Raw genomic sequence first — 17,746 nt, 5'->3', positions numbered from 1 at the left:
CTTATTTCTCCGCTTTCTCGGCATCGATACGACACTGCATTAAGCGATCTTCAAATTCGAGCCATTCACGTTCAGTTTGGTAAATAATTTCGACACGATTATCGATACTTTCCTCGCTCGACTGATAATTAAACTGATCGGGATTAAAGTTAAAGGTTTTCCACCCTTGGTCTGTCTGAAAAATACCTTTGATCCGTAGCCAATCTTGCTGCTCACAGAGTAAATCTAACAGCTCAAAAAAGTCGAAGGTCCATCGTTTTGGGAGTTTCCAACCTGCGACACTATAGCCCTGAGCGGATTCAACATAATGATAAGGCAACTGTTTAATTTCTGTGGGTACATCGACCAACGTTTGCTTTTGTATCGCCAATAAAGGCTGAATTTTACGAGGACTTCCCATATAGGCAAGATCAATATTTGTTAGTTTTAAATCACCTTTTACAACATTGATCCATTGCTGCTGATACGGTAAATATGCTTGTTTGAGTCGTTCCAAACCAGCTTGATCGGCTTCACTCATACAATCGACATGTGACACCACCACGATTTGCGCCACTTTGAGTTGATCGGCATACAGATTTTGTGCGGTCCAATCTTGATCATGTAAGCGTGAACCATCGACCACGGTCACCAATGCCCGCATGGCTAAATGCGGATGCCAATGTGGCTCGGTCAATTGCTCCAAAAGTTGTCCCGGATGCCCTAAACCTGTCGGTTCGATAAACAGTCGGTCAGGTTTCACTTCAGACAATAACCGTGACAATGCAATCTGCATCGGCAGTTGGCTACTACAACATAGACATCCACCCAATAGTTCCTTCACCGCAAAGCCCTGATCTTGCGGCAACATCTGTTGATCGACCCCAATTTGCCCAAACTCGTTCATCAGTACGGCCCAAGTTTCGCCCGCTGGCTTTTGCTTTAATAACTGCTGCAAAACCGTGGTTTTACCCGCACCTAAAAAGCCAGAAATAATATGAACCGGAATCGCACCGTGGGTAGAAACTAATTTCAAAAGTGAGTCACTCAAATAAATAGCCAATGATTGATGGCCTTTACCATAATGATTTCAAAAAAATGCTGCAAGCCTAGTCTTCATTTCTCTGTCTTCATTTTCCTAAAGCATAGATCAGCCTAATATTCCGACGAATTGTATAATCATCTGGCGATTAAGAGCCTGTTTATTCCATTTGTATGAATGCATGACATATCTGGTCACACTTTACTGGCAAAGTTAACTCTTATATTAAAAAAAATGGTCATATCGAAAAGAATCCTTACATTTGGATTTTAGTGAAATTTCTGGATTCTGCTTATTTACGACATCGATGTAATCATCATGTAAACAATGAATGAATCATGAAGCCGATTTGGTCATTTTTTCTTGCAAAGTTAAATGAAGATTCCGATATTTTTTTACATTTAAAACACAGGATGGACGGTTATGTATTCATCCAGTTAACCAGTCTGTTTCACTTTGTTGCTCGCATTGATCACTCGGTTTTCTCAATTTAGCATGAGTTCTCTCCTGATGGACGTGATGATCTTTTCAGGACTTACTAAAATATATAAGGATGCTCAAAATGAAATTAACTCAAATTTTACTTGCTTCTACTCTAGCTGCTGCAGCTGCAACAAGTTTTGCTGCAAGCAAAGATAAACAAGAAGCACCTGAACAGGAAAAAGTAGTGGTTAGCACTCAAGAACAGCCAGCGACTGAAACAACTGCTGCTGAAGGTACTGCTGCTCAACCTGCTTCAGAAGCCAATGCTGAAGGTTCTGCACCAGCTCAACCTGCTCAGTAATAGACGGATAGCGTACTCCACACGCTAAATTCATTTAGTCTGCTGCTCAACATTTATCCCTCACTAATAGAATGTTGTGCTAAATGAATTAAAGTCGCCGGATCATTGAAAAATGGTTCGGCTTTTTTATGTTCAAAGCTACTAATTGATAGATTTTAATGATAGATAAATCATTCAAAATGATTGATGATTTTCATATAAATAAATATATATCATTCACTTAAAATAAAACCCTGCAAAAAACACGACAATTCGATTCATCGTTTCGACTTATGCCTAGCTTGTTGAAAGCCTTGCTTTAGAACTTAATAGTGGCATATGTGAAGTGATTGGATGTTTACGCATGAGCAATAAAGCAAATTACACAACGGAAGTTGCCATTCTGGGCGCAGGTCCTGTCGGCTTAACCATTGCAAACTACTTAAGTAAGCAAGGTGTCAAAGTCACTGTGATTGAACAACTGGACAGCCTGATTGACTACCCACGTGCGATTGGTATTGATGATGAATCATTACGTACCATCCAATCATTAGGTTTAGTGGATCAAGTATTACCACATACAACACCGAACCACGCGATGCGTTTCTTAACCCCTAAAGGTCGTTGTTTCGCTGACATTCAACCGCTCACTCGTGAATTTGGTTTCTCACGTCGTAATGCCTTTATTCAACCGCAAGTCGATAATGTACTACTACAAGGTTTAAAACAGTACGAAACCACAAATGTTTTATTCTCTCGTCAATTGTCTGATTTTAGCCAAGATGCCAATGGTGTAACGCTAAATATTCAAAATAAAGACGGTGAAGCTGAAAAAATTCAAGCGCAGTATTTGATTGCTTGTGATGGTGGCAACTCAGTGGTCCGTCGTACCCTCAACATCGGCTTCGATGGTAAAACTGCACCGAACCAATGGATCGTGATCGACATCAATAATGACCCACTTGCAACGCCACACATTTACCTATGCTGTGACCCTGTGCGTCCTTATGTATCTGCTGCTCTTCCACACGGTATTCGTCGTTTCGAATTTATGGTGATGCCTGGTGAAACTCAAGAAGAATTAAGCAAACCTGAAAACATTGCCAAATTATTGTCGAAAGTGCTTCCAACGACCGACGGTATTGAAGTGATTCGTCAGCGTGTTTATACCCACAATGCCCGTATTGCAGATAAATTCCGTGTAGACCGTATTTTACTTGCAGGTGATGCTGCGCACATCATGCCAGTATGGCAAGGTCAAGGCTATAACAGTGGTATGCGTGATGCGTTCAACCTTGCGTGGAAAGTTGCAATGGTTGTACAAGGCAAAGCTGGCCCAGCGCTTTTAGATACATACCAAGTTGAACGTAAAGATCATGCCAAAGCGATGATTGATCTTTCTGTAATGGCGGGTCATGTCCTTGCGCCACCAAAAAAATGGCAAGGTTTCGTGCGTGATGGTATCGCGTATGCGCTCAATTACATCAAACCGATCAAACAATATCTATTGGAAATGCGCTTCAAGCCAATGCCGAAGTACAACGATGGTGCATTGATCAATAACGGTGTTAAAGATTCACCTGTGGGTAAAATGTTCATTCAACCATATGTTCAACTTGAATCTGGTGAAAAAGTCCTACTTGATGAAGTCATCGGTAACGACTTTGCAATCATTGCTTGGGGCGTCGATCCGAAATGGGGTCTGTCAGATGCGACCATGAAAAAATGGCAAAAATTGGGCGTTAAATTTATCCAAGTATTGCCTGCTGTTCAGCTTAGCAATGAAAATCGCACCAAGTACGACAATGTGATTACGATTGGTGATATTGGTACCGATATTCGTGGTTGGTTTGGTAAAACCACTGAATCTGTTACGATTCTTCGCCCAGACCGTTTTGTTGCAGCGATTGCAATTCCACAAACTTTAGACAGTGTGAGCCAACAATTGTTTGCAAAATTGCATGCTTAATTGGGTTTAGTACCCAATTAAAAAAACCACGCACATCGCGTGGTTTTTTTGACGACAAATCGGTTTAAACCGACTGAAACCAATGCACATCTTTTACCGATTCACGTTGCTGAATCTGCTGAATAAAAGGTTTAAATTCATCTAAATATGGCATTATTTTGAATGAAATTGCATACACCATCCAATAAGCTAAATACAAATCTGCTGCGCTAATTTTATCCCCCAACAGATATGGCTGGGCCTGCGCAAGCCCTGTTTTAATAAAATCTAAAAGTATTTTTTCATTACCAAAACTCAAACTGCCACGTTTTTCATCCATCAACTCAGTACTAATGCCGACATTTTTCATGTCCATATATTCAGTCAGCGGACCATGACAAAAAAACATCCATTTCAAATATTCACCCCGTTTTGGATCATCCAATGCGGGTGCTAAACCTTTGTCACTGAATTTATCGGCTAAATAGCTAAAGATGGCTGCAGTTTCACTGATCACAGCAATACCATCGACCAAGCAGGGAACTTTGCCCATGGGATTAATCTTGAGATATGCCGCTTGATGCATCTCTTCATATGGCACTTCAATAATGTCAACTTCTGACTCGATGTCTAATTCTTTTAATAAAGGCAGAATGGTATTACTGCGTGAGCGTGGATTGCTGTAGAGTTTCATTGCTGGGTTCATTGTAGATATCCTTATTTTCATCCTTGTTATTCTGTCTATTACTATACGCGGCTTTATGTAGAATTATGTTGCGTTCATCCGTGCTTTAAACACTTTCCGATACAATACGCCCGACTAATAATTACGCTAAATTTGAATTTATATTTAAAGCAAAAAGTATTTACTCCGACTTTCTGATAATCAAACAATTGAGCTCTACATCGATGAAAAATAAATATTTAATTGCCATGTTTACGGTGATTTTAATTTCAGGCTGTTCCAAGAAAACCGAAGAAATGGCAACTGAAGCCAGCGCAGATGCACAACCTGCTCAAGTCAGTACACAGCAAGATCAAGCAGCGGAAAGCACTTCCAATGAGCCGTCTACCACGCCTGCAACAACACAAAAACCTGAAACTATTTTAAATGAGCAGGTCAACCCAGCCGAAGCCTCTCGTAAAATGGTTCGAGAAGCCAATGTCAGTTTTGAGTCGAAAGATGTGGTTAAAACGGCCTTAGAAATTGAAAAACTCACGCTAAGTTTAGGTGGCTTTATTGAACAGAAAAATATCGACTTTGTGGTGCAAGAGAGTCAATCCTACCCGATTGCTGACGGCAAAATTAAAATCTTTGAAAAAGTAAATCCGCAAGCGGAAATGATCATTCGTGTGCCAAGTGAAAAAGCTGCACATTTCGTCAATCAACTGTTGCCACTAATGCATTTTTTGAACCGTCAGCAATATTCGGCAAAACGCTATGAGCTAAAACTACTCGAAGAAAAAATGTCGCAAACACAGGTCGTGCCCGACCATGTTGCAGCAGCACAAATCAATGAAATCTCACGTCTGACCCGCTTAGAAGTTCAAGATCGTGTCCGCTATAGCACGATTGTGATTGGATTTACTCAACCTGCCACTGTCCGTGAACATATCGATATTAATCTTGATGCTATTGCGCAGTTAAATGGCGATAGTTTCTGGCAAAGAGCGTGGTACGGTATTCAAAAAGGTTGGCAATTTGTGTTGAGCCTGCTGGTTATTCTCATTACGATTTGGCCACTCTATCTGATTATTATTATCGGTTTGATTGCATACCGTGTGATGAAACCCTATTTACAAAAATGGTTTAAATGAATGAGCTGAACAAGCTCCATTCTTCATTTAATCTATGATTAAAAATACGATAACTAAAAAAATCCCGAAGCGCTTAATTCGGGATTTTTTCATTTAAATCTTAGGGCAATATTTAAAGGCTTAGAAAAAGCCCATATAGAACTGCTCTTTTAATACTTTTAAAATCAACTCGATCGCATCATTTTTACGATCTTTTCGATAGCTTGCATACAAACCAATGGTCGGCAAAGGTTCAACGGTACTTTTAACCAATATTTTATCACCGAGCAAAGGAATGACATAAGACGGTACTAAACTCCATCCCACGCCCATACCGACCAAATTGACATTTAACAAAATATTGGTCGAATGCTGCACCAAGTTCACATTCAGTTTATTTTGCTTAAAGAAATCTTGAATAATTCGGTATAGCTCAGGTGATGAATGTTCATCACTAATAATAAAATCCTGATTATTCATGTTTTTAATGCTGATATGCCGCTGTTCTGCCACAGGCGAATTTTTCGGCACAATCAGCGCCAAAGGCTCAGTAAAAATCTGAACAGATTCTATATCAGGGCTTTCTTCGACATAACGGGTAAAGGCAATATCAATTTCCCCTTTACGCACTGCGCTGATCTGATCGACATCCATTAAACTATGAAAATGAATTTTTAACTCAGGAAACTGAGCTCGAATATTTGGCATGATATAAGGAAAGACCTTCATTTCAGCCACAGGAACAAAGCCGATATTCAGTTGTTCTTTACTGAGCTTCGCAATTTGACGCGCATCTATCATGGCTTTTTCAGCATGCTCTAAACTCAAACGCGCTTCTTTTAAAAAGGCCTGACCTTCTGCAGTCAGTTCAACTTTTCGGTTGGTTCGCATCAATAATTGCACCCCAACTTCCTGTTCTAGGTCTTTAATTTGCTGACTTAAAGAAGGTTGCACAGTACACATTCGCTGCGCAGCCTTGGTAAAATTTAGCTCTTCGGCAACCGCAACAAAATATCGTAGATGTCGTAATTCCATTATTCAGCTCCTAAAGCACTGCGTTTAAATTGGTTTGCCACGAATAAACGATACATCCACAAAGTGAACAGCACCATCACCGCACAAAATAAATAGGTTGCCTGAAATCCAAAGTATGCAATCAGCACACCCATAATGACCGAACCGACAGCAAGGCCAATATCAAACAAGGCAAAAAAGGTGGATATCGCATGTCCCATTCGGGCTTTTTCTACCGTTTGAATCGCGACCGTTTGCAGGCATGGGAACACTGAACCGTAGCCGATGCCCATAAAAACGGCCGATATCCAAAGCACCCATTGATTCGTGAGAAAACTCACAATCACCAAACCAATGGCAAAGCAAATAAAGGATGGATAGATGACTGCACTCGGGCCTTTGCGATCATAAACTTTGCCAACCCAAGGACGGACGATCAACATCGACACAGCAAAGACAATAAAAAAGATACTGGTATAAGCGAGTAAATGCTTCAACTCTGCATAAGCGGTGATAAAACTCATCACACTCGAATATGCAAACGCAGTTAGTAGTGCCACAAAACTGATGGCAAGTACTCGTGTTTCAATCACATCACGCCATTGGATGGCTGCGGATTGGCTCGCTTGATCACTTGATTTATGCTGTACGTATTCTTGTATTTGAACTAACCACGTAAAAATATAGCCCACTGCAACCAAGAAGGCTAATACTGCAAATAAGGTACTAAAACTGCTGAATTGAATCATACTCAGCGCTAAAAATGGCCCGATCACCACGCCTAAGTTGGTCGACATGACAAAGTAGCCCATGCCTTCGCCCTTTCGATGATCTGGGATGTAATCATTTACGATGGGAACATTGACCGTGGTTAATATACTGAACCAAAAACCATGTAAAAAACGAATGACCAACAACGACCACATGCTGTCAATCCACAAATAACTCAGCGCAAAAACGACAAAGATAAAGCCTGAAATACGTACAGAATTGGCTTTACCAAAACGCTCAATGATCATGCCGGAAAAGGGACGAATCGCAATGGATGACACCAAAAACAGCGTTAAAGCCATACCCGCTTGCTGAATCGTACCACCCAATTCTTTCATAATATAAATGGGCAATATGGTCAGCAGCGCAAAGTAATAGCTAAATAAAAACAAGTTATTACACAAACAAAAAACAAAAGACTTGTTCCATAGTGATGCATGATTTTGATGGATCATGATGTCCTTGCCTCACCACCATGTGTGGCTTCTGATTCAATCAGAATCGGCTTAAGCGCCAACTGCACCAGTCGCTTGATATAGTCTTCATCTGGCTGAGTATTAAAGAAAATGATCTGATAATGAATCGGGCCATACAACATATCTAACATCAGCTCAAAAGGATAATCCGCTCGAATTTCTCCACGTTGAATGGCCAATTGAATCAGCTCACGTGTCGCTTCGCGTCGAGGTAACAAATACTGTTTAAAAAACTCACCCGCTGCTTCACGATGCTCCGCCAAAACGACCAGCAATGCTCGACCCACATGCTGATTTAAAGCCCGTGATAGTTTGAGCAATTGTTGATTTAGATTGAACTCTAAACTTTGTGATAAATCGAGTTCAAACACCGACGCGGTGTGCGCTTTAAAAGCATCGAAAACCAGATCGGACTTATGCTTCCACCAACGGTAAATCGTCGATTTTCCCACGCCTGCACGAGCCGCAATATCTTCAATGGTCATGCTTCGATAATCACTTTCCGCTAAAGCATCTGTGACTGCCTGTAAGATACATTGCTTACGCCGAGAAGTTTTTTCAGTTTCACTCATAATTTAAAAAAAACGATACGTATCGTTTTATATTAAACGGTATTGGACTGAATGACTATCTTTAACTAAGCTTTGAAGAAAAAAACTTTAGTCGCACACTCGGAATTCAAATCCCTACTGCACTCTCCAGACGAATTTCAGAATAAAAAAAAGATCGCTTAAGCGATCTTTTCAAATATTCAGCCACCAAAGCGATTAGCTTTGTGTCGACTTTTTATAAATACTGCAAGAAGGATGATGATTTTCCTGTAAACGCGCCACTTTACGATGTTCCGCAGCTTCGAAACGACAACGTTTCCAGTCATTATCTAGATTCAATGCCGGAATTTGTTTCGGTTTACCTTGATCATCTACAGCGACCATTGTGAAATAGCAACTATTGGTATGACGCACTGTACGTTTTTGAATGTTCTGCGCTTCAACACGAATACCAATTTCCATAGAAGTACGACCTACATGGTTCACACTTGCAAGGAAAGTCACTAACTCACCCACGTGAATTGGTTCTTTAAAATTCACTTTATCGACTGATAGTGTCACCACGTAGCTACCAGAATAGCGACTTGCACAAGCATACGCGACTTGGTCTAACAATTTTAGAATCGTTCCACCATGCACATTACCCGAAAAATTCGCCATGTCAGGAGTCATTAAAACTGACATCGATAATTCTGACTGGTCGTCTAGTGCATTCGCAATTTGATCTAATGGGGACATCTTGTTTCTCTAGACTCGTGATATAACAATGATTAATGTGATTATTATATAGATTTTAATCAAAATTAAATGTTCAAATCGGCAAAAAAACCATCATTATTATTTATAGTGATCATACCATCATTCAGTAAAATATATATCGATAACGATATACACCCGATAAACAAGTAGTTATCGCGCTTACTATCAGTTTTTTAAGCAAAGCTACGCTGTGTTTTATATTTAAAACATATTCATTAAAACGCGTTGTTCCATCGATTCAACATAGCACGGCATTAAACTTAATCTTCTAAGACTTTTAACATCTCGAAAGATACGTTGTCATAGCTGGTTTTTTGTTCACCATCATTAGTGCTTTCTAGCGTATAAGAATTATCGACATGTACATGAGTGACAATAAATACGCTATCTTCCATCATCGCAAGCTTTACTTTTTGCCCCACATCAAGCGTTTTCATCTACTGCTACCTTCAAAACAATTATTGGTTTTAAGTATTAATAACCTGATGATATTCTAAACACTTCAACGCTATTGGTAAACGTAAGCACATGAATAAAAATGCTAATATAGGTATATACTCTTAAAATCTACGTAAAACCAATTAATAGGATTTTCTTAATTAATTTCAAATAATTAACTGTGTATTTTTTTATTATCACGATTTTTATATCTGGCAAATCTTTTGATTAAGACCTAAAACCAATCATCATCCAATATATTAATGATTACTGGATGCTATTGAGCATGAGAAGATCAAAATGCCTGACCAAAATATAAAATGCACCCTATTACGTGAACAGGATGCATTTCAATTTACTGATTGTACCTGCCTAATCTTTGGCTGCTAAATAAGGAATATGATGCCCCTTGCTGTATTGATGTTCAGCATAAACCCGAGAAATCTCTCCAAGTTTTTCTAAAGTTGCCTCTTCACCTGCTAGCATCGTCGCTTCACGGCCTTTCACATCAAATATATGTGCTTTTTCACGTAAATCAGGTTGAATCACAATGTCTGCACGCTTGAGTTCTTCTTGAGCTAAACGATTTTGCATAATATTGATATTTTGGTTAAACAAGCCCCAAACATTCGACGTTTCGGTATGAATCGGTCGTGCCAAAATATCCACCGCAATAATAATATCTGCCCCTAAATCTCGTGCAACATCCACAGGAACTGGGCTGACCAAGCCGCCATCGACATATTCTGTGTCTTCAATAATCGTTGGAATAAACATACTCGGAATCGACACTGAGGCACGAACAGCCTGTCCCGTATTGCCATAGTTGAACACGACTTTTTTGCCATCCTTTAACTCAGTTGCCACCACATACATCGGGGTTTTTAACAACTCTAAAGGCACGTCATCAACTTGCTCATTGATATAATCTTCAACTTTTTTACCGTCAAAAAAACCTTTTTTGTCCAAGCGTATTTCTCGAACATCATTGGCTTTCATATTTAAGGCGATATCTCTTAACTCATTGGCACTTTTACCTGAAGCATAGATTGAACCTACAATACTGCCCGCACTGGTTCCAACAATAAAATCAGGGTGTATTCCCTGCTGTTCAAGTATCTGAATGGCGCCAATGTGTGCATAACCACGTGCCCCACCACTCCCTAAAACCAAAGCAACAATCGGACGCTTTTCCTGCTTCTTCACTTTTTTAAAGTCAATGCGGTTATTCGCAACTTGAGCAGGTGCTGCTGTATAAGTTCGAATTTGTGAGGTTGTTTCAGCGCTGACCGTTTTTGAGCCCACACTTTGACAACCCACAAGGCTGATTGCGAATGCAGTCATCAAAACAGTTATGCTTTTCATTGAGAGATATTCCAAATACAATACAACTCGAGATTTGAAGAGAAAAAGTAGTCTAATCAGTCCGCATTCACGTCACTGTTATTATTCGTTAATGCCGATGATCGATACACATTATATTGACATACAGCCTAGAAAGTCATTGGCTGTCAAAGTTTCAATGTCTAGCAGAATTTCCACATCAGGATTTAAGCCCTTATCTAGCAAAAAAAGCCCCGATAACGGAGCTTTTTAAGTTAATTTTTGACTTTACCAAATATCGGAATTAACGCGATCCTTATATTTTGGATGCTCATCCATTTTAAACACGGGCTCTTTTACGCCACGTTTTAACTGTGAGGTATAGTCTTTCAACAGCATCAATAAAAATGGTGTCAGCAATAGAATCGCAAAGAGGTTAATACTTGCCATCACGCCCATGAAGAGGTCTGCTAAGTTCCAAATCAGTGGCACACTCATGATTGAACCAAAGTACACCATCATGAGGACGAATATGCGGAATATAAACATCACTTTAGGATTGTTATTGATAAACTGTACATTACCTTCAGCATAAGCATAGTTACCGATTACTGAAGAATAAGCGAATAAGAACAAGATAATGGCAAGGAAGTCATCTCCCCAAGCACCAATCTGACTCTCAAGCGCCATTTGCGTCAAAGCAACGCCTTCAAAGCCTGCATTTTCATACAAACCGGACGCCAAAATAATGATGGCCGTACAGGTACACACCACAAATGTGTCGACAAATACACCGAGCATTTGAACTAAGCCTTGATTGACTGGGTGTTTAACGTCTGATGCTGCCGCAGCATTGGGTGCAGAACCCATACCGGCTTCATTGGAGAATAAACCACGTTTAATCCCTTGCATCATTGCCATAGAAACCATGGCACCGAAAAAACCACCTGCTGCTGCATCAAATTCAAAGGCTTTACTGAAAATTAACTGGAAAATATCTGGGAGAATCGCAAAGTTAGCAAATGCAACATAGAAAGCAACTGCGAGATAAAGCAAAGCCATAAAGGGCACAAATCTTTCTGCAACTTTGGCGATCCGTTTAATCCCGCCAAAAATAATCAGCGCAGTTATGAGCACCAAGAATAAGCCCACCCAAGAGATTTCAAAACCGAAACCACCTAAGTCTAAAATGATGTTGGCTTTATCCCAGCCCCACGCATGTGAGGTCGCACCTGTAATCGCATTGGCTTGCACCGCATTAAAGACAAAACCATAGGTTGAAATCAGCGCGATGGCAAAAACCACACCCAACCACTTTTGCTTTAAACCTTGTGTAATGTAATACGCTGGTCCACCACGGAATTGCTGATTTTGCGTATCACGCACTTTAAAGAGCTGTGCAAGTGAAGATTCCACAAATGCTGAACTCATGCCTAAAAATGCGGTAAACCACATCCAAAACACTGCACCTGGCCCACCAATCGCAATCGCAATTGCAACACCTGCGACATTACCTACGCCGACACGACTGGCCAGTCCCGTCACAAAGGCTTGGAATGGTGTAATCCCATGTTCATCATCGCCTTCTTTACGGCTAGATTTCATCACTTTAATACTATGAAAAAATAGACGAATCTGAACTGCGCCAGTGATTAAGGTATAGAAAATACCAACCGCCACTAAAAATACGACTAAGAAATCCCAAAGTGGATCATTAAAAACTTTGACCCAGCCCATGAGAGTTGCATTTAATTGTTCATCCATAATCAATACCTAAAATGCGAATACAAAAACAAAGGCTCTAAATTAGAGCCTTTGTAGAATTAAGCGAAAAATTTGAGAATTAACTGAATAACCGTCGCATTAATTAAGTCAACAAAGAATGCACCACATAGCGGTACAATTAAAAATGCCTTATGTGAAGGGCCATACATATTTGTAACCGCTTGCATATTTGCCACAGCCGTCGGCGTTGCACCCATACCAAAACCACAGTGACCTGCTGATAAAACAGCAGCATCATAGTTTTTACCCATGACACGGAAAGTCACAAAAGCAGCATACAAAGCCATCGTCAGCGTTTGTGCACCCAAAATGACTACAAGTGGGCCAGCGAGATCGGATAATTGCCATAACTTTAATGACAACAATGCCATCGCCAAATACAAAGATAGAGATGCATTACCAAATACATCGATAGCGCGGTCGAAAATTTGTACACGGAAAATACCTTCCAGTACATTTCGTAAAATTACGCCGCCAGCCAGTGCCCAAACAAATGTCGGTAATTCAAATACAGTACCTTTACTAAAACCTGTCATGAAGTCCGCAAATGCTAAACACCCTGCAAATAAACCTAATGTGGTAATCGCATTATCTGCTGTAATGAGACGAACTCGATGCGGATATTCAAACGGTACATATTCTGTTGAATTAATATCTGCTAAAGGCGTGTTATCACTTTTTTCAATTTGTTCATGACTACGGGGCGTTGCAAGTTGATAGCGGTTGATTAATAGCTTCGCCAGTGGACCACCGATAATACCGCCAATAATCAAACCAAATGTCGCACTTGCCATACCTAAGGCTAACGCACCTTGAATGCCATGCTGAACTTCTAAAATTTCACCCCATGCACCAGCTGTACCATGACCACCTGTCAACGTAATTGAACCTGCAATCAAACCAATCAGTGGATCAATACCCAATAAAGTCGCAAGACTGATACCAACGACATCCTGCACAACAATGAAAGAAGCAACGGCTACCAGAAAAATAACAAGACCAATTCCTCCTTCTTTCAATTTGGCAAAGTTTGCACTCAAACCAATAGAAGCAAAGAAAATCAGCATGAAACTCGTTTGTAATTCACTACTCGTTGTAATGCTATAGCCCCAAAGACTGTGCACTACTAAAGAAATAATCGCTGCAACTAAACCACCGGCAACAGGCTCTGGAATGTTATATCGGCCTAAAAAACCAATACGATTAACAAGAAACCGTCCCAACAAAAGCACAATTACCGCTGCGATTAAGGTATAAAACGCGTTAAAAGTAAATTCCATATAATTTGTCCAAAATTATTTGAATATTTTTAAAGCTCTTCTATCAGCATTAGCTGCCTTTATGGTCTGAAATACAACTACATTTTGTAATTTCAAATCAATAATGCAATTAAACGACTCAAGCTAAAGAGTTTGAAAAATATTCATCATCTGATTCAAATAAGTAAGTCTGAGCTTTAAAAATCAACTCAAAATGACTAACAAATCGCTAAAAGTTTTAAATTGAGAAACAGCCTCAAATGAAGCAAATTTAATGACAGAACATTGTGTATGTCTGTACTGTTTCGCACTATTTCTGAAAAGTCGCACATTATGCAGCCTGAAAAATAAAATTTCAGTACTTTTTATTGCAAAAAGTTAATTTTTCTATAATTTAAAGTTATATCTAATTGTTTTTATTTAAATGCATTCGCATTTTTTATCTATATAAAATATTAAAGATTTGAACATAATGCATTATAGGACGTGGTTCAACGCCTGCCTTAACCAGTACGACATCATGACTCAGGCGATTTAATGAATCTATCTGTTTAGTGCTGTGAGTTCATTTGTGTTAATACATCCTCTGTTTAAACAAAAAAAGCCTGAACTAAGTCAGGCTTTTTTGATCGATTCTGATCGATGATTTGAGCTTAGAAGCTATATTTAGCCATTAAGCCAACGCGGTCATCGTTATAAGATTCACCAGCAAAGTTTTTGCGTTTACCGTTCACATATTCCAAGCCAAGTTCAACTGGTTTTACAGGTGCGTAAATAAAGTTAATCCAAGCTTGCTGTGCTTCTTCGTTCGCATTTGAATTCAATGCATCTTTCGCATACGCGCTGCCATCATCCGCAAATAGCGCGCCGTAAGCTAAAGTCGAACGTAGTTTTTCATTAAACTTATAAGTTGCACCCACTTGTACAGCAGTGAATTTGTTTTGCTCGATGTTGCCATCTACAACAGAGTAAGCCGAGTTAGAACCATATAAATAGTTGCTGTTGCCTTCTGTATACGAAACATCACCATTCAATTTCAATTGATCAGTCACTGCATAAGATGCACCCGCTGCTACACCCCAAGCTGTTTCAGTATCATCCGCAGCTTTAGATTTGTAGTTTTCAACCAATGCACGAGCTGAAGCGGTACCTTTACCTGCTGCAAAACCTTGAGTCACTTTGGCAGTTAAGTTTGGAAGGCGATATGTCGGATCTGCAGTAACAGTCCCTTTACTATCCCCTTCTTCCGCAGAAACAAATAATTGAGTATCTGGAGCTAATTTGTAGTTATAACGAACTTGAGGAATACGTGTAGTACCACCACCCAAGTTTGTATTGAAATCAATCATTTCTGGTGCATGGCTAGATAAGAAGTTAGATGTCGTTTGACCAAATAACCAGTTGTTAAAGGTTAAGTAACCGTGACGTAAGCGAAGTCCATCATTTGAACCACTTGCATCTGCAAAGTCGACTTCAATTTTACCGCCCACTTTATTATCACCACCGACAGGTGCTGTAAAATCTAAACCAAAACGTGTGGTTTTTGCAGTTGCGCGAAGTTTATCTCGTGCTTCTTCTTTAGACGTATGTACGTTGTTAAAGTCGTTATCCGCACCTTCGATGATGTAGTTCGCATCACCACGAACAAAACCGTAAAGACTTACATCTGCACCTGTTTTAGATTTTAAGCTTGCAGCTGGAGTAGCTGGTGGCGGTGGTGGTGCAACAGGACGCGCTTTAACTTGCTGAATCTCTGTTTGTTGCTGTTGTTGAACTTGCTGCTGCGCTTTAATTAAACTTTTCAGTTCTGCAACTTCTGCACGTAATTGTTCAATTTCAGAAGTATTGCTGCCTGCATGAGTCATTGAGACCGTAGCCAAACTCATGGCAACAACAAGGGTTTTCATTGGGTGGAATACAGTTTGAGTTTTCATCCTAAGCTCTCTATTGTCCTGTCATTGTTGTATGCCCTAACTCTGGGCGCTTTGTTATTCGCCTATTTGAGCGGACAAATTTCAAGCTGCATATCCGTGCTTTAGTCGCATTAAAGCCCCAACTTGTTGCCCCCAATAACGAAATACTTGAAAGCAAAAAGCAAAAACGCTGAATCCATCACTGAAAATAGACTGAAATATTTAGTTAAAATTCAGACTTAGCCGATACAGATGGCAAAAAAGCTCATTACTCATACCTTAAAGGTAAATATCCATACCCTATAGGTATGTCATAAAAATGATAAAATCCGACATATTACCGATAGAGACATTCACAATGTATTGATTCAGCATAAAGTACTGTGTTTGATGCAAATAATACTTATTTATCAGTTGCTCTATTTCATTCGAGTGGGACAACAGCGATCCACAGTTTCACTAATTATTTCCAAATGGATGATTGTTTAGATATAAGTTTCGAGTAAACAGCAATTGAGCTCAAGGTGCGATAAATAGCGCCCTCATTCATCGTTATGGATGATGAACATTTATAATGAGTGACGCGGATATTTGATCAATAATACACGTACGTTGATGACCGACGTTTAAGTCAGACCTGCTAAACGTCATCACCTGCATTTAGTTCAACCCATGGCTGAAGCTTTTAAACTACGCATGGTGAACATTGCAACAACCACAAATAGCAGCATAATCAGGGCCATATTGATCAGCGCTGACCATACTAAAAAGTTCAAAAACACTCCGGCCAATAGACCACACGCAAATTGCATACTTCCCATAATGGCACTGGCTGTGCCAGCTCGTGAGCCTTGTTCAGACATCGCCAATGCCATGGCATTTGGCCCAGTGAAGCCGATTGAAGCAACACATAAGAACATGCCAAACATTACAACAAAGATAGAGGAAAGATGAAATAATCCTGCCGCCAATAAGATCAGCACACCACACAATTGAAGTGCATTACCCAATTGCAAACGATGGCGAACATCCAGTCGATTTGCAAGTTTCTTATTGAGGGTTGAAAACACCATAATCCCTAAAGCATTCGCCCCAAATACATAAGCAAATTGCTGTTGGCTCAGACCATAACCATCCATCAAAATGGCAGATGAGCCACTGATATAACAAAATAAAATCGCGCCAGAGAAACAGCCTGTGAGCATCGGTTTACGGAAAGTTTCGTCCTGTAAAATCGCACCATATAAACCTAAGACTTGTTTCAAACTTAATTTTAAGCGTCGCTCAACAGGCAGGGTTTCTTGAAAGAAAAAATGTACGCAGAAAAGACAAAAAATACCGATAAGTACCAATACCGCAAATATGTATTGCCATTCAAACACCTGCAAAACCCATGCGCCTAAAGTAGGTGCAATGATTGGTGCAATTGTTGTCACGATCATCATACTGGCAAAGGCCTGAGCAGAAGCTTGCATACTTAAGCGATCACGAATTGCGGCACGGGCAATCACTACACCGACACAGCCACCCAATGCTTGCAAAACGCGAGCCGCGATCAAGCTCCATTCACTATTAGCAATGACACACAGAAAACTGGCACAAATATATATAACCAAACCGAAATATAGCGGCGTTTTACGCCCAATGCGGTCGCTGACTGGCCCATAAATTAACTGCCCAATCGCCAAACCCAAGAAATACGCAGGAAGACTATTGGCCACTTGTTGGGTTGTGACACCAAAATCATCGGCCATTTGAGGTAAAGCAGGCAAATACATATCGATTGAAAGTGGCCCCAAAGCAGTCAGCAACGCCAATAAGACGATCCAGCGTTGAGAAAATTCCTTTTGTGATTCGACGCTTTTCATAAGAATAATTCATTTATCGCAAGCAAGTTTTGCAGACAAGTTTACACTGCACATAGTATT

At 40.0% G+C, this 17,746-nt stretch carries 15 protein-coding genes; 3 read left to right on the top strand and 12 right to left on the bottom strand.

Translation table 11 applies throughout. The features are described 5' to 3' along the window. Position 1: 1 nt before the first annotated feature. A complete protein-coding gene (locus tag AC4CU0_RS04095) occupies positions 2-1,015 on the bottom strand; it encodes a CobW family GTP-binding protein (protein ID WP_490742518.1) in 1,014 nt (337 codons plus the stop codon). Between the two features lie 568 nt (positions 1,016-1,583). On the opposite strand from AC4CU0_RS04095, the gene AC4CU0_RS04090 reads away from it, so the two are divergent. Both AC4CU0_RS04090 and AC4CU0_RS04085 read left to right on the top strand, forming a co-directional pair. Further along, positions 1,584-1,805, top strand: a complete 222-nt coding sequence (locus tag AC4CU0_RS04090; RefSeq protein ID WP_078191424.1) for a hypothetical protein — start codon at positions 1,584-1,586, stop codon at positions 1,803-1,805. Positions 1,806-2,148: 343 nt separating this feature from the next. Beyond that, positions 2,149-3,753 (top strand): bifunctional 3-(3-hydroxy-phenyl)propionate/3-hydroxycinnamic acid hydroxylase, encoded by a 1,605-nt coding sequence (locus AC4CU0_RS04085; protein WP_180007543.1) that lies wholly within the window; start codon positions 2,149-2,151, stop codon positions 3,751-3,753. A 64-nt stretch (positions 3,754-3,817) separates the two neighbouring features. Here the strand turns inward: AC4CU0_RS04085 and AC4CU0_RS04080 are convergent, their stop codons facing one another. Then, complete coding sequence (locus AC4CU0_RS04080; protein ID WP_490743457.1) at positions 3,818-4,426, bottom strand: glutathione S-transferase family protein; 609 nt, start codon at positions 4,424-4,426, stop codon at positions 3,818-3,820. Between the two features lie 215 nt (positions 4,427-4,641). Between AC4CU0_RS04080 and AC4CU0_RS04075 the strand changes: the two genes are divergently transcribed. Continuing rightward, positions 4,642-5,550, top strand: a complete 909-nt coding sequence (locus AC4CU0_RS04075; RefSeq protein ID WP_490742517.1) for a DUF4349 domain-containing protein — start codon at positions 4,642-4,644, stop codon at positions 5,548-5,550. 120 nt (positions 5,551-5,670) lie between these two features. On the opposite strand, the gene AC4CU0_RS04070 is transcribed toward AC4CU0_RS04075, so the two are convergent. The 10 genes from AC4CU0_RS04070 to AC4CU0_RS04025 all read right to left on the bottom strand — a co-directional run bounded on the left by AC4CU0_RS04070 (position 5,671) and on the right by AC4CU0_RS04025 (position 17,686). Next, entirely contained in the window at positions 5,671-6,564 is an 894-nt protein-coding gene (locus AC4CU0_RS04070) for a LysR substrate-binding domain-containing protein (protein WP_078192238.1), read from the bottom strand. Beyond that, the gene (locus AC4CU0_RS04065; protein ID WP_490742516.1) at positions 6,564-7,769 is read right to left on the bottom strand and encodes an MFS transporter; all 1,206 of its coding nucleotides are present in this window, start codon (positions 7,767-7,769) and stop codon (positions 6,564-6,566) included. Before AC4CU0_RS04065 ends, AC4CU0_RS04070 begins: the two co-directional genes overlap by 1 nt. Further along, entirely contained in the window at positions 7,766-8,362 is a 597-nt protein-coding gene (locus AC4CU0_RS04060; RefSeq protein ID WP_180063249.1) for a TetR/AcrR family transcriptional regulator, read from the bottom strand. Before AC4CU0_RS04060 ends, AC4CU0_RS04065 begins: the two co-directional genes overlap by 4 nt. 195 nt (positions 8,363-8,557) lie before the next feature. Further along, a complete protein-coding gene (locus AC4CU0_RS04055; protein WP_078191431.1) occupies positions 8,558-9,079 on the bottom strand; it encodes an acyl-CoA thioesterase in 522 nt (173 codons plus the stop codon). Between the two features lie 281 nt (positions 9,080-9,360). Continuing rightward, positions 9,361-9,537 carry a hypothetical protein gene (locus AC4CU0_RS04050; RefSeq protein WP_168379284.1) on the bottom strand — a complete coding sequence of 59 codons (177 nt, stop codon included), beginning with the start codon at positions 9,535-9,537 and terminating at the stop codon, positions 9,361-9,363. Positions 9,538-9,910: 373 nt separating this feature from the next. Then, on the bottom strand, positions 9,911-10,903 hold the full coding sequence (locus tag AC4CU0_RS04045) for a patatin-like phospholipase family protein (protein ID WP_180055511.1): 993 nt from the start codon (positions 10,901-10,903) through the stop codon (positions 9,911-9,913). Positions 10,904-11,149: 246 nt separating this feature from the next. Then, positions 11,150-12,625, bottom strand: coding sequence for an alanine/glycine:cation symporter family protein (locus AC4CU0_RS04040; RefSeq protein ID WP_490742515.1), 1,476 nt, complete (start codon positions 12,623-12,625; stop codon positions 11,150-11,152). A gap of 59 nt (positions 12,626-12,684) precedes the next feature. Beyond that, entirely contained in the window at positions 12,685-13,926 is a 1,242-nt protein-coding gene (gene gltS / locus AC4CU0_RS04035; protein WP_490742514.1) for a sodium/glutamate symporter, read from the bottom strand. A gap of 632 nt (positions 13,927-14,558) precedes the next feature. After that, positions 14,559-15,839 carry a DcaP family trimeric outer membrane transporter gene (locus AC4CU0_RS04030; protein WP_490742513.1) on the bottom strand — a complete coding sequence of 427 codons (1,281 nt, stop codon included), beginning with the start codon at positions 15,837-15,839 and terminating at the stop codon, positions 14,559-14,561. Between the two features lie 644 nt (positions 15,840-16,483). Beyond that, complete coding sequence (locus AC4CU0_RS04025; RefSeq protein WP_490742512.1) at positions 16,484-17,686, bottom strand: multidrug effflux MFS transporter; 1,203 nt, start codon at positions 17,684-17,686, stop codon at positions 16,484-16,486. Positions 17,687-17,746 lie beyond the last annotated feature (60 nt).

The sequence above is a fragment of the Acinetobacter sp. LipI_15 genome, from assembly GCF_058242865.1.
Note: the sequence above shows the minus strand (reverse complement) of the source record. Positions and strands in the feature narration are given on the sequence as shown.